We start from the raw sequence: 13,676 nt of genomic DNA, 5'->3' as shown, positions 1-13,676 counted from the left end.
GGAATAACGCCGCAATTATGCGGGTAAACCGGGTCTGAATCCTCTGTGAAAAGCAATATCTCCGTTGGTGCGACTGGATCCAATCCCGACCATATTTTACGGACGTCGCCGGAGTGCCACGAACCCGATCCCTTCAGGCTTTCAACTAACCGCGCATGGTACGGGGACCACTGACGCTTTTGGGAGTTGGGTTTCTCAACCTGCACATGGGCGACACGCTCCGAAGCTTCTACCAGGTCTTCAAGCGGGTATGCGCAATAAGCGATTCGCTCCCTGATTGCAGAAACATGCCTATTCTCTGTTGTGTGTTTTGCCCAGGCGGATGGCAGCAAATCACCCATCTCTCTACATGGAACCCAACGTGTTATGCACGAAAAGTTGACCGCAGTAAGCCATTCGACATCTTCCTGCTTCGTTGCCGCGGTAAATTCCGTGAAGAAGTAGCCAATCGTTCCCGTCCGTAAGATTGTGCGGTATTCAGGATGCGGATCTTTCTCTGGCCAGAGATCGTATCTCTCAAGGTTGCGTGTACCTATCACACGGCTAAAGAGCTGACCTCCGCCGGGTACATTTGTTCCGAGCGAAAACCAAGTCCCGCTAACCAAATTATTCTGAAGGCGGAACCCTCCTTCGACATAGGGCAGGTGAGCCCTTAGCATCGTGGTTGCCATTTCTACAGATCGACTGAAGAGGTTAAAAAACCGCTCCGAAGTTACGGTTGGCCCGGTCACCATTCCTACTGAGTCGAATTGAATCTCATAATCACAATGATCCGCGTCGCAGGTACCTTCGTAGTGACCCCACCTACCCCAACGCTGTATCAATGCTTGTGCATCGCTCCAGGAACTCCTTTCCAACTGCAGCTCTCGGAGGTCTGAGAGCAAATGCTCAGCCCGTCTCCGCGTAATCCGCTGGCTTATCTGTACAGCCGCAAGCAGGACGAGGTATATAACCAGCAGGCTCGTCAGCCCCCACTTGCACAATTTCCATCCATTCCAAACGGTCACCATGCCGATTTATACACCCTCTCGGTTTCGTGCCGTGCCCACGTCCGAAAAGGGATCTGGCTCTGCTTTGTTCGCTAAGTCGGCACCTCGGACAGTGACGAAGAAAAGACAGAGGGGCCAGCTACAGAATCAGTCCTGATAAGTCAGCTTCTCGGAAGTGATCTTTAGCCTCTTCAACCTTGTTCCCTAAAAACGGGTCATCGGAAACTATCCAGGTGAGGCCGAGATCAGGCGCGAACCAACTCGGTCTGGATGCGGCCGGTGACCTCGGCTTTGCCTTTGCGGGCGATCATGTCGACCTCGCTGCGGATGCCGAACTCGCCGGTAAAGTAGAGGCCAGGTTCGACCGAGAAGCAGGTGTTGGGCAGGATGAGGCGCTCGTCGTGGGTCTCCAGATTGTCGAGGTGTGCGCCGTTGCCATGCAGGACGGTGCCGATGTTGTGGCCGGTGCGGTGCGTGAACCACTCGGCGAAGCCAGCGGCCCGGATGACGTTGCGCGAAGCATCATCGGCCTGCCAGCCCGCGATAGGTTGGTTGGCGGCGAAGGCCTCTTGAACGACTTTAACGGAGGCGTCGCGCGCGTCGCGGACCGTGTTAAAGATGAGGTGTTCGCGCTCGGTGGGTTCGCGGCCGACGACACCGGTCCAGGTGATGTCGTACCAGACAGCACTTGGGTTGTCTTTGAGCTTGGCCCAGATGTCGATGAGCACGAAGTCGCCCTTGCGAATGGGGCGTGAGCTGGCGGCGGTAGGTTCGTAGTGCGAATCCGCAGAGTTAGGACCAGCGCTGACGTTGGGACCATGCTCCCAGTCGAGGCCCGCTCGCTCCATAGACTCTTGCAGATACTGAACCATCGCGTGTTCGTCCGTGCCGCCGAAGCGTGAGCGTGTACCGATCTCATTCCATGCTGCTGCGAGAATCTCGTCGATGTGCTTCTGTGCAACGTAGTGAGTGGCGAGCTGATCGTCGGTTAGGACGGCCTCGAAGTGGCTGACGAGATCGGCAGAGCTGACGATCTCCATTCCTACTTCGTCACGCAGAAACTCTACGGTTCCCGCATCGACCATCGAGACATACATGATGGTGTTACGCGGCGAATACTGCATGGCGATCTTCTCCGAACCAATCAGTATTCCTTCCAACCTTTGCTCAAGCTCCTGCCACGAGGAGTATTCGGTCTTCTCACCGGGCAGTGAGTCGAGCCTGCCGGACTCGATTCGATGCACCAGTTTCTGCGGTACGCCCCCGCGCGAGGGAATGTAGTAGTACCAGCGGCGGGTGACGTGGGCGTTCGGATCGAGGCCGAGGATGCTGTAGGCGAGGGGGTCGCGGTGATGATGATCGTAGAAGAGCCATCCGTCAAGGTTGGCGTCGCGCAGAGCCGACTGAATTGCGTCAAGGTTCATGTGGTCAATCCTAATCCGTCGAGCCCTCAGCAGGGGAGGGGGATCCCCGGACAATCGCGTAAAGATGGGAGTCCACGCAAAGATCAGAGGCGCAAAAAATAAAGTTGGAATCCGTGGCGTATTTTTTGTCTCGCAAAAAGACGGTGTCAGAACACCACCTTTACCACGCAATCCACCACATCTACACCAGCAAAACACCACGTTCTGCACCACGAATTCCGCAAAAACCCCTTATAAAACGCCAATTCACCACCGCAGAAAAAAATATCCGAACCCAGCCCGTTTTTCCCATCGCGCAAACAGCAAAGAGCCGGGATTTCTCCCGGCCCTTTGTGTTGTGAAGTGATCGATTTATGCGTTGACGGGGTTCTCGGCGTTGGCTGCAGCAGCGGCTGCGGCGGCCTCGCGTTCTTTTTCGGCTTTCTCTGCTTTTCTGGCTGCGGCAGAGTTCTGGCCAAGTTCGGCGGCGAGGGTTTCGGTGGTGAAGGACTCGATGACGTCGCCGACACGGATGTCCTTGTGTCCTGCGAGATCGATACCGCACTCGACGCCCTGACGAACCTCGGAGACGTCGTCCTTGAAGCGCTTGAGCGAGGCGATCTTGCCCTTCCATACCTCGGCGCCTTCGCGGAGCAGACGTACCTGCTGGTCGCGTTTGATGAGGCCATCGGTGACGCGGCAGCCGGCGATCTGGCCGACCTTGGTGATCTTGAAGACGTTGAGGACCTCGGCGCGGCCGGCGTAGTTCTCCTTGAAGACTGGTTCGAGGAGGCCGTACATCGCTTTGGTGATCTCGTCCTGCAGCTCGTAGATGATGGAGTGCAGACGAATCTCGACGTTTTCGCGCTCGGCAACTTCGGCGGCCTTGCGGTCGGGACGGACGTTGAAGCCGATGACGACGGCGTTGGAGGCGGAGGCGAGGAGGACGTCGGACTCGGTGATGGCGCCGACGCCGGAGTGGAGGACGCGAACGCGAACCTTCTCGGTGGACATGCGCTGGAGCGAGTCGGCGAGGACCTCGACGGAGCCTTGTACGTCGCCCTTGAGGATCAGGTTGAGATCCTTCATGCCAGCCTGCTTGATCTGCTCGGCGAGGCCTTCGAGCGAGACGCGGGAGCTCTTGGCGAGTTGAGCCTCGCGCTCCTTCATCTTGCGGTACTGAGCGATGCCCTTGGCCTTGTCGCGGTCTGCCATGACGAGGAAGGTGTCGCCTGCGTCGGGCATGCCTTCGAGGCCGAGGATCTCGACCGGGGTGGAGGGGCCGGCTTCGGTGATGGGACGGCCGCGGTCGTCGAACATGGCGCGGATCTTGCCGAAGGTGTTGCCGACGATGTAGCTGTCTCCGGTACGGAGGGTTCCGTTCTGCACGAGGATGCTGGCAACGGCGCCGCGGCCACGGTCGAGCTTGGCTTCGATGACGGTTCCGACGGCGGGTCGGTCGGGTTGGGCCTTCTGTTCGTTGACGTCGGCGACGAGGCAGATCATCTCCTCGAGCTTGTCGAGGTTGAGATGCTTCTTCGCGGAGACTTCGACGAACTCGGTGTCGCCACCCATGTTGGAGGGTTGAAGGCCGCGCGCGGTGAGCTGCTGGATGACCTTCGAGGGGTTGGCCTCGGGCTTGTCGATCTTGTTGACCGCGACGATGATCGGCACATTGGCTGCGCGGGCGTGGTCGATGGCTTCGAGGGTCTGGGGCATGACACCGTCGTCGGCTGCAACGACGATAACGACGATGTCGGTGACCTTGGCTCCGCGGGCACGCATGCGGGTGAAGGCCTCGTGGCCGGGGGTGTCGAGGAATACGATCTCGCGACCGAAGGCGGGGGAGTCGGGTTTGGTGATTTTGACCTTGTAGGCGCCGATGTGCTGGGTGATGCCTCCGGCTTCGCCGCCTGCGACGTCGGTGGAGCGGATCGCGTCGAGGAGCGAGGTTTTACCGTGATCGACGTGGCCCATGACAGTGACCACGGGCGAGCGAACGACTTCGACCATGCCGGTGGTGTCTTCGAGGAAGCCTTCGATGGCCTCGTTTTCGAGCTGCTCTTCGACCGAGATGATGGTGGCGTCGGCGCCGAACTGGCGGGCAACGTCCTTGACCAGCTCGCCTTCGAGGGACTGGTTGACGGTGACGAAGACGCCCTTCATGAGGAGGGTCGCGATGAGATCCTTGCCGCGGACGTCGAGCTTCTCGGCGAGGTCCTTGACGCTGATGCCTTCAGTGACGGTGATGGTGCGGGTGATCGGCACCGGCTCACGGGAGATTTGGGCGCCGCCGAAGCGTGGTGGCGGCTGGAAGCCCTTCATCGGGCCTTCCTTGGTCTTCTCGTAACGCTGTCCGCCACGGCGTGAGGCTGGGCGTGCTGCGGGGCGCATCCCTGGCTTTTCGCCAGGGCCGGGCATTACACCGGGTGCTCCGCCTGGAGCGCCGCCTGGGCGGGCACCGAAGCCAGGGCGGGCAGGGAAGCCGGGACGAGCGCCGGGAGTGAAACCGGGACGGCCGGGTGCACCACCGGGGCCGGATGGGCCTCCGGGGAAGGTGCGTGTGGGGTGCATCGGACGGCGTGCGCCTGGGGCTGACGAGGACATCGGCCGGGAGCCGGGTGTACCGGGCGACTGCGGACGGGGGCGCTCGAATATGGGGCGGCCGCGCTGAGGTGTGCCGGGAGCCACTGGAGGTGCGGTATAGATGGGGCGCGGGCCGGTCTGCGGCATGATGACGCGACGAGCCGGCGGTCCGGGGGGCGTGGCCGGCGCTGCGGGTGCTGCTTCTGACTCTGCCTCTGCGGTGCCAGCTGACGCTTCTACGACCGGAACAGCTGATGGCGTTTCAACTGCCGGAGACGGCAGGACCGCGGCCTTTGGTGCCGGGGTCACTTCTTCGGCCGGGGTTGGTGGTACCGGCTTTGCGACCGGCGGAGGAGCAACGACGGTAGTGGTCGCAACGACCGGGCGGTCAGTGGCCGGTGGGGGGACTGCTGGAGGACGTGCGATGACGGGACCGACCGGCGGCTTGCTCGCGATGGCGGGGCCAGGCGCAGGCGCGACGATATTCGCGCCCTGCCGCGGCAGAGGCACGATTCGGCGAGGCACTACCGGTGCAGCCTGGGCTGGCGCTGCTGAGGAGGCCGGGGCCGGGGTGGGAGGCGCTGCGATGACGCGCGGCGGTGCAGCTGCGACGGTGGCAGATGCCGGAGGCGGCGGCGCGACGACGGCGGTTGGGCGCGGTGGTGGCGCGGCTTTGGCGGTCGCTTCGGCCTGTTTGCGCTCGAGGATTGCCTTTAGGGCGTCGCCTGGTTTGGAGACCTTTGAGAGGTCAAACTTCGGCTTGTTCTCGGCCTGTTGCTGGCGGCTCGCGCTGCTTCTTCCGCCGTTTTTGAAGTAATCCCGAACTCTTTCGGCCTGATCGGCTTCAATCGAGCTGGAGTGGGTCTTTCCAGACACGCCAATGGCTTCGAGCGCGTCCAGAATGGGCCTGCTCTTTACTTCCAGTTCTCGTGCCAGATCGTTAATTCGAACTTTGCTCATCCGTCCCTTTTCGCTTGCCCTGCGCGGTTAGCTGTTCATAGCAGCCTCATCGTTGCAGGAATCTCTATTGTAAGTGCTCTCACTGGATTTCGAGAGTTCTTGATCCAGGGAATGCTGTGGCGCGTGGTTGAAATGGCTAACCACGATCGTTTCCATCGTCGATACCTTCATCCGAGTTCTCCTGGGCTTCGTCAACCAAGGTGTCTACGGTGTCGTTATCCAACTCAATCTGTTCTTCGCGTGCATCGTTGTCCGAGAAGGCATCGGTGGCGGATTCCGCCTCTTCTGCGTTAGCGATGTCTTCGGACGAGAGGTTGTTGACCTCTTGTGCGGTGCCGACGCCCGCTTCTTCGGCGAGAATTGCCTCGGGTGTCTTTTCCATAGAGCCCTCCTCTGATTCTGTTGCTTCCGTTTCAGATGCAGCGGAGAGGGCCGGGGCGGGACGATCTTCGCCTTCTTCGTACTGGCCGAAGTAGTGACGAACGGCGACGGAGATCTTTTCGACGGTCTTTTCGCCGATGCCGGGAACCTCTTCAAGCTGTTCGGGGGTCATGTCGGCGAGGGCTTCGACGGTGGTGATGCCGGCGGCGATGAGCTTCTCCAAGATGGCTTCGCCGAGCTCGGAGACCTGCTCGATCGGCGTGGTCGGACCGCCGCTCATGGCCTGCATCTGGCTCTCGACCTCCTGACGCTTCTCCTCTTCGCTCTTGATGTCGATCTTCCATTGGAGGAGCTTGGCGGCGAGGCGGACGTTCTGGCCCTTCTTGCCGATGGCGAGCGAGAGCTGGGTGTCGTCGACGATGACTTCGATCTGCTTGTCGGCGAGGTCGGTGATGGAGACCCGGCTGACCTTGGCGGGCTGCAGGGCCTTCTCGGCGAAGGTGGTGATCTCTTCGGAGAACTCGATGATGTCGATCTTTTCGCCGCGCAGCTCGCGGATGATGGACTGGACGCGCATGCCCTTCATGCCGACGCAGGCGCCGACGGGGTCGACGTCTTTGTCGCGGCTCATGACGGCAATCTTGGTACGCTCGCCGGCTTCGCGTGCGATGGCGCGGATGGTGACGGTGCCGTCGTAGATCTCGGGAACCTCGGACTGGAAGAGGTTTTGGACGAGAGCTGGAGCGGCGCGAGAGACGATGACCTGGGGACCCTTGGCGGCGCGGTCGACGCGAAGGAGGACGACGCGGACGCGTTCTCCGACGGCGAACTGCTCGAGACGTGATTGCTCGCGCTTGGGCATGCGGGCTTCGGCTTTGCCGAGGTCGAAGATGACGTCCATCGGCTCGAGGCGCTTGACGGTGGCATTGAGGACCTCGCCGGCGCGGTGGTTGTACTCGTTGAAGACGGTGTCGCGCTCGGCTTCGCGAACCTTCTGGAAGATGACCTGCTTGGCCATCTGGGCAGCGATGCGGCCGAGTGGAGTGGTGTCCTTGTAGAAGCGCAGTTCGCCGCCGACCTCGACCTCTGGGGCCAGTTCGCGGGCCTGCTCGAGTGTCATCTGGTTGATGTCATCCTCGACCTGTTCGGGGGTCTCGACGACGGTCTTGAAGACATAGGCGCGAATCTCGCCGGTTTCGCGGTCCATCTCGGCGCGCATGTTCTCCTGGGTCTTGTAATACTTGCGCGTGGCCAGCGCAATCGCGTCTTCCACGGCACCTACGACAACTGCCGGCTCGATTCCCTTGTCGCGGCTCAACGTCTCAATCGATTGATACAGAACACTTACCATTGGTCACTCTTCCTTGCTCTTGCCCGATCTCTCGGGTTTGTTTCGTGCTTGTTGTGCTGATTTGAATCTGTCCTTTGTGCGAACAGTTTCTAAATCTCTGCGACTAAATTGGCCTTTTCGACGTTCGCCAAGGCGATGTCGACGGTGGATTCTGTCACAGCCTTCTTTGCCTTGCCCTTCTGTTTGACGGCAGAGAGGTCGATCGTCAGTACACCGTCTGCAAATTTAGTGAGACGGCCTTGCCACTGCCTGTTCTTGTTCACCGGCGTGAAGGTCTGGAGCTTGACCAGACTACCTTGAAACCGGGTGAAGTCTTCGGGCCGAAACAGCTTCCGTTCGAGGCCCGGTGAGGAGACCTCGAGGGTGTACTCTGCGCCCGGGATAAGGTCTTCTACGTCGAGCACGGTGCCAAAATCCTGTGCAAATACAGCGCAATCCTCGTGGGTGACGCCGGAGAGCCTTTCTACCGGCACTCCTTTTGGAAGATCTGCAACGGCCTCATTTGCGGCGAGTTCGGCAAGTTTGGCTCGTTCGGCTGCATTCTTTTCTACAAAGACGCGCAAGGTGCGGAATTTGACTCCGCCCTGAAACTCAAGATCGACGAGTTCCAGGTTGTGGGAGGCGGCGACACGCTCCGCGGTTGCTCGAATTTGGTCTAGCTGGACTGCCATAAGCGTTATTTCCGGTGCAATGGTCCCGTGTGCACAAACGTTTTTAGAGCAAATAAAAAGTGGGCTTTAGCCCACTCATCTCTTCCGTCAAATCACCGGTGCGGTCACGGCTCTTATTCTTACGACGGAACAAAATCGTCTGCAACTCAAATGATACATCTCCTTTTGCCGTAATTCAATGGGGCTCGCCGGTTCGAAGGAAGGGGGAGGAGTTCCGAGGGGCCGCGAAACTTTCGTGAAATTGTGCCATCCAATTTGCTATGGGTCGGATACGACTCTACAATCGATGAAATCCCGCGAAATACAGCCTTGCTGCCGCACGGCCTGTCGCTTTTAAACCATCACAACTGGATCTTATAAAAATTATGATTAGCTCCCCCGTACCCGAAGCCCTTACGTTTGATGATGTTCTTCTTGTGCCTGCTTACAGCGATGTTGTTCCGACCCAGGTGAGCACGCAGACGCAGCTGACACGAAATATCACTCTGAGCACGCCGCTGATGTCGGCTGCGATGGATACGGTGACGGAGGCGCGGCTAGCGATTGCGATGGCGCAGCAGGGTGGGCTGGGCGTGGTGCATCGCAATCTGACGATCGAACAGCAGGCGGGAGAGATCGATAAGGTAAAGCGGTCGGAGAGCGGGATGATTGTGGACCCGGTGACGATTACACCGGAGCAGACGATCGCCGATGCGCTGGAGGTGATGCGGCGGTACAAGATCTCCGGAGTGCCGGTGACGAAGAATAAGAAGCTGGTGGGAATTTTGACGAATCGCGACCTGCGGTTTGTCTCGCGGACGGATCTGACGATCGATTCGGTGATGACGAAGACCAATCTGATCACGGTTCCGGTCGGTACGACGCTGGAACAGGCAGAACAGATTCTGCATCAGCATCGCGTGGAGAAGCTGCTTGTTGTGAATGATGACTACGAGCTAAAGGGTTTGATTACAGTCAAGGATATTCAGAAGAAGTTGAAGTATCCGAATGCTTCGAAGGATTCGCAGGGGCGGCTGCGGGTGGCGGGAGCGATTGGAGCTACGGGAGATTTTCTGGAGCGGGCTGAGGCGCTGGTTGCAGCGCGGGTGGATGCGCTGGCGATCGATTCGGCGCATGGGCACTCGTCGCGGGTGCTGGAGGCTGTGCGCGAGGTGAAGAAACGGTTTCCGCAGATTGATTTGATGGCGGGGAATATTGCTACGTATGAGGGCGCGATTGCGCTTATGGATGCGGGGGCCGATGCGGTGAAGGTGGGGATCGGGCCGGGGTCGATCTGCACGACGCGCATGGTGACTGGTGCTGGGATGCCGCAGATTACGGCGATCTCAGAGGCTTATCGTGCGGGGCAGGAGCGGGGAATTCCGATTATTGCGGATGGCGGGATTAAATACTCGGGCGATGTGACCAAGGCGATTGCTGCCGGGGCGAGCGTGGTGATGATGGGGTCGCTGTTTGCTGGGGTCGATGAGAGTCCGGGGGAGACGATTCTTTATCAGGGGCGCTCATTCAAGGCCTATCGCGGGATGGGTTCGCTGTCGGCTATGGCGCAGGGATCGGGGGAGCGCTACTTCCAGGGCAAGAGCGATATGGAAGATGCTGCGAGCACGGAGAGGCCTTCGTTGACGGCGCGGGAGAACGGCGGCTCGAACCGGCTGGCGAAGTTTGTGCCGGAGGGAATTGAAGGGCGGGTGCCGCATCGTGGACCGCTTGAGGGCATGGTGTATCAGCTGGTTGGCGGTCTGCGTTCGGGGATGGGGTATTTAGGATGCGGAACGATCGCAGAGTTGCAGGCGAATGCTCGGTTTATTCGGATTTCGAACGCCGGGCTGCGGGAGAGTCACGTTCATGACGTGATCATCACGCGTGAGGCTCCTAACTATCACGTGGAGTAGGATTCGGTCGTTAGTTCTCCTATGCGTTGAGGTGAAGCAATGTGCAGGAATATCAAAACACTGTTTAACTTCGATCCTCCCGTCACGGACGCAGAGATTCGAGATGCGTCGCTTCAGTTTGTCAGGAAGATCAGTGGTTTCACCAAGCCATCGAAGGCGAATGAAGTTGCGTTTGAGTCTGCGGTGGATGAGATATCGCTGATCTCTGGCCGCCTTTTGGCCTCACTCGAAACCAATGCGCCGCCTAAGGATCGAGACGAAGAGGCCGCCAAGAAGAAGGCTCGCGCGGCGGAACGGTTTGCTGTTTGATCTTGGTGAGGTGTCCTGCCGGACGGGCCCACTGCGCGTGGGGCGGTCACTTCGTGACGTGTGTACCTTGTTTCGGTGGGATAGCCATCGCTTGTCCTCCCGCTGGTCGGGAATAAGAACTCTGTGCGCTTCAGGATGTCTGATTCGTCTTGTCGAGAACCATGGCGTCGAAACGATGGCGTGTGAAGAAGCTGTGGTTCTCATAAAGCTTGACGGCCTGCTGGTTGGCTTCGGTGACTGTCAGAGTGATGGCTGCGAAGCCGGCGTGGGTTAGATGGTGGGTGCAATGGTCGAGGAGGGCTCGTCCAAAGCCTTGGCCTCGCCAGGTGGGTGCGATGCAGAGCTGGGTGATGTGGGCCACGTCGCTGGCTACGCGCGAACATAACAACATTCCGACGATGGCGCTGGTGTGGCGGTCGCGAAGCACCCAGGAGGCGTTGGGCTCAAAGACGCCGCAGCCGGGGAAGCGGACGATGTTATGCAGAAAGCGAAGTGAGCCGTGGAGGGAGCAGTACTGGTCGTTGATGCGGGCGTCGATGTGGCCCAGGTAGCACTCGTGGATCAGCTCGGCGGCGGCCTGATAGTGATCGGTGGACCAACGCAGCAGCTCTACATTCGCGGGAAGATTCAGTTCGGGGGAGTCTTGGGGGGCGTCTGCCGAGGCGCTGAGGTCGCACTCCATGAAGAGGCGGGGATACATAGTGAAGCCGGCAGCCAGGAAGGCCTCGTTGATAGAGCCGGCGTCGTAGAGCAGGAGCTGGGACTCGATCCGTTGAATGCCGGGAGAGTTTTGCAGTAGCTGCAGCAGCTGGTGGAGCAGGGTCTGTGTGGTCTGAAGCATCTGCGCCGTGTCGTTGGCGATGGCGAAGGCATCACCGACTACTGCTTTCTGGCCTTCGTAGACGCAGAAGGTGAAGCCGCAGATTCGTCCCCGGTCCAGCGCAACAAAGCCGGGCAGGATGCGGGAGTCGAGGTACTGAAGGAGGAGTTCGGTGGAGCTTTGGTAGTTCCAGCGAAGGCGGTGCTCCCAGACGCGCGACTCGGTTTCGAGCAGGGGACGGAGCTGGCGCGCCGAAAAGTGGCGAAGGTCCAGTATCTCGAGTTGGGTCGCGACGGCCATACCTGTGGGAGGTCTTTCGTCGAGCTTATAGGAATTTTGGAGGGATGGGTGAGTGTTAGGTGGGGCACCCCAATGTCCTGCCGGACGGGCTCCCTGCGCGGGAGGCGGTCACTTCGTGACTTGTGTACCGGTCTTGCCTGCGCCAAGTGCTTTGGTCCTCCCTTTGGTCGGGACCAAGGTCTAGGGACGAGCGTAGACACGGTAGACCTCGATGCCTTGCGATTCGTAGAGGAATAAGGGCTTGTAGACACGTCCGGCTAGCCAGCGGTCGAGGTCGGCGGCGTCGCTGGCGCGGATGACTAGGATGTGTTCCTCGCTGGGGACGCCGTCGGTGCTGTAGTGGATCATGGGCTCGTTGCGGTAGAAGGCGAGGCCGTAGTCCATGTCGCGCTTGATATCGGTGGCGACCAGTTTTACGTCGGGCGCCTGTTGCTGGATCTCGCGGGCGAGCGGCCGGGCAGAGTAGTTCATGTCGAGCTCTTTGCCGTAGAAGCCGAGGAGAAAAACGAGGGTTGCGAGAACGGGAAGCAGGGTTACATTGCAGACCTGCGGGATGCCCCAGCGACGGATGGTGAGGAAGACGATGGCTCCAAAGGCTAGTGCGGTGGCGCCGGCGATCAGCAGCCATTGCGTGGAGGGTACGAGGGTCTCGTACTTCATGTGCTGGGGGGCGAGGGCGAGGACGAAGACGAGGAGACCACAGGTGGCGGCGTGAGCCCAGACAAGCCATTGGGGCAGACCTTGGCGGCGACTACGGTTGAGATAGTCGGCCGTGAGGATGGTCAATGGAGGAATAGAGGGGAGAATATAGCCGGGGAGTTTGGAGCCGGAGAACGAGAAGAAGACGATGGGGAAGAGTGCCCATAAGACCAGGAACTCGGGGAAGGCGTCGCCGGCGCGGGTGTGGCCGAGGTAACGCTGTGGATTGTGGCGGACCTTCCACTCGGCGATTGAGACTTCGATGGAGTCGACCAGGGCGCGGATGGCCATGACGGTCCACGGCATCAGGCCGATGAGGAGGACGGCGAGGTAGTACCAGAAGGGCTGATGGTGCTGGTAGCGGTTGGTGGCGAAGCGCTCGAGATTGTGTTCAAGAAAGAAGAGGCGGTAGAAGGTTGGGTTGCGCTTTTGAACCGCGATGTACCAGGGCAACACCATGACGAGATAAAGGACAACACCGGGAATCCAGATGGTGCGGCGAAGAACCGACCACTCGCGCCGGAGGCCAACGAAGAGAAGGATGATAGCAAGTGCGAGGAAAGGAGCTACAGGACCTTTCGCCAGCGTGGCGGCTGCACCGAAGAAGTAGAGGTCGAAGAGCCAGAATTTTTTGCCTGTCTCGTACCAGGCATACCAGCCCAGCATCCCGATGCAGAAAGGGGCCGCGAGCTGCATGTCGGTAGAGGCACCGCGGGCGAAGCTGACGATGGCGATGCAGGATGCGGTGATGAGGGCAGCGTCGAGGTGACCACCGGGGCGGAAGCGCCGCATGTGGAGGAAGACGAGGACGACGAGGGCCAGAGTCGCAGAGGAGGACGGGAGGCGGGCGGTCCAGTCGGAGACTCCGAACTCTTTGAAGAAGCTCATGGCGCGCCAGTAGTAGAGGGCGGGCTTTTCCAGCCAGGGCTTGCCGTAGAGGATGGGGGTGACGGTGCCGCCTGCGATGCAGTGAAAGGAGTTGCGAATGTCTTCCGGGCGGAGGCTGCGCGGGACCATCTTAGCGTCGACATCGTGGCAGGCCATGGAGTGCGCGGTGAGCATCTCGCGGGCGATCTGGGCATATCGTGGCTCGTCCGCACCTACCAATCCAAGCTGGTCGCCGCCGAAGACTGGGACAAGACCATAGAGCAGAAGGAAAACAGTGACCACGAAGAGGATGACAAACTCGCGGATCGTGGTGATAGAGGGCAGCTTCAGATAGTGCTGCAGCCGCTTCACGATTGCGCTGCCATTCCTTGCGCCGGAGACGGCGGGATGTTGGATATCGTTCATTTTCCTAAGAGAAGCGAGACAA

At 59.8% G+C, this 13,676-nt stretch carries 8 protein-coding genes; 2 read left to right on the top strand and 6 right to left on the bottom strand.

Going from position 1 to position 13,676, the window contains the following annotated elements; translation table 11 throughout:
* Positions 1-1,234 precede the first annotated feature (1,234 nt).
* From RBB81_RS22325 to rimP, 4 genes are all read right to left on the bottom strand, one after another.
* Positions 1,235-2,413: a M24 family metallopeptidase gene (locus RBB81_RS22325; RefSeq protein ID WP_353072207.1), complete on the bottom strand. Its 1,179-nt coding sequence runs from the start codon at positions 2,411-2,413 to the stop codon at positions 1,235-1,237.
* A 351-nt stretch (positions 2,414-2,764) separates the two neighbouring features.
* A complete protein-coding gene (gene infB, locus RBB81_RS22320) occupies positions 2,765-5,938 on the bottom strand; it encodes a translation initiation factor IF-2 (RefSeq protein ID WP_353072206.1) in 3,174 nt (1,057 codons plus the stop codon).
* Positions 5,939-6,074: 136 nt separating this feature from the next.
* Positions 6,075-7,670: a transcription termination factor NusA gene (gene nusA / locus RBB81_RS22315; protein WP_353072205.1), complete on the bottom strand. Its 1,596-nt coding sequence runs from the start codon at positions 7,668-7,670 to the stop codon at positions 6,075-6,077.
* 89 nt (positions 7,671-7,759) lie between these two features.
* Positions 7,760-8,341, bottom strand: a complete 582-nt coding sequence (gene rimP / locus RBB81_RS22310; RefSeq protein WP_179585286.1) for a ribosome maturation factor RimP — start codon at positions 8,339-8,341, stop codon at positions 7,760-7,762.
* A gap of 365 nt (positions 8,342-8,706) precedes the next feature.
* Between rimP and guaB the strand changes: the two genes are divergently transcribed.
* Entirely contained in the window at positions 8,707-10,233 is a 1,527-nt protein-coding gene (gene guaB, locus RBB81_RS22305; RefSeq protein WP_179585283.1) for an IMP dehydrogenase, read from the top strand.
* Between the two features lie 39 nt (positions 10,234-10,272).
* Positions 10,273-10,542: a DUF2277 domain-containing protein gene (locus RBB81_RS22300; RefSeq protein ID WP_179585282.1), complete on the top strand. Its 270-nt coding sequence runs from the start codon at positions 10,273-10,275 to the stop codon at positions 10,540-10,542.
* Positions 10,543-10,672: 130 nt separating this feature from the next.
* Here RBB81_RS22300 and RBB81_RS22295 read toward each other — a convergent pair whose 3' ends face one another.
* Both RBB81_RS22295 and RBB81_RS22290 read right to left on the bottom strand, forming a co-directional pair.
* Positions 10,673-11,662, bottom strand: a complete 990-nt coding sequence (locus RBB81_RS22295) for a GNAT family N-acetyltransferase (protein WP_353072204.1) — start codon at positions 11,660-11,662, stop codon at positions 10,673-10,675.
* 180 nt (positions 11,663-11,842) lie between these two features.
* Positions 11,843-13,654 (bottom strand): ArnT family glycosyltransferase, encoded by a 1,812-nt coding sequence (locus RBB81_RS22290; protein WP_353072203.1) that lies wholly within the window; start codon positions 13,652-13,654, stop codon positions 11,843-11,845.
* Positions 13,655-13,676 lie beyond the last annotated feature (22 nt).

The organism is Tunturibacter gelidoferens, from assembly GCF_040358255.1.
Taxonomy (GTDB): Bacteria; Acidobacteriota; Terriglobia; order Terriglobales; family Acidobacteriaceae; genus Edaphobacter; species Edaphobacter gelidiferens.
Note: the sequence above shows the minus strand (reverse complement) of the source record. Positions and strands in the feature narration are given on the sequence as shown.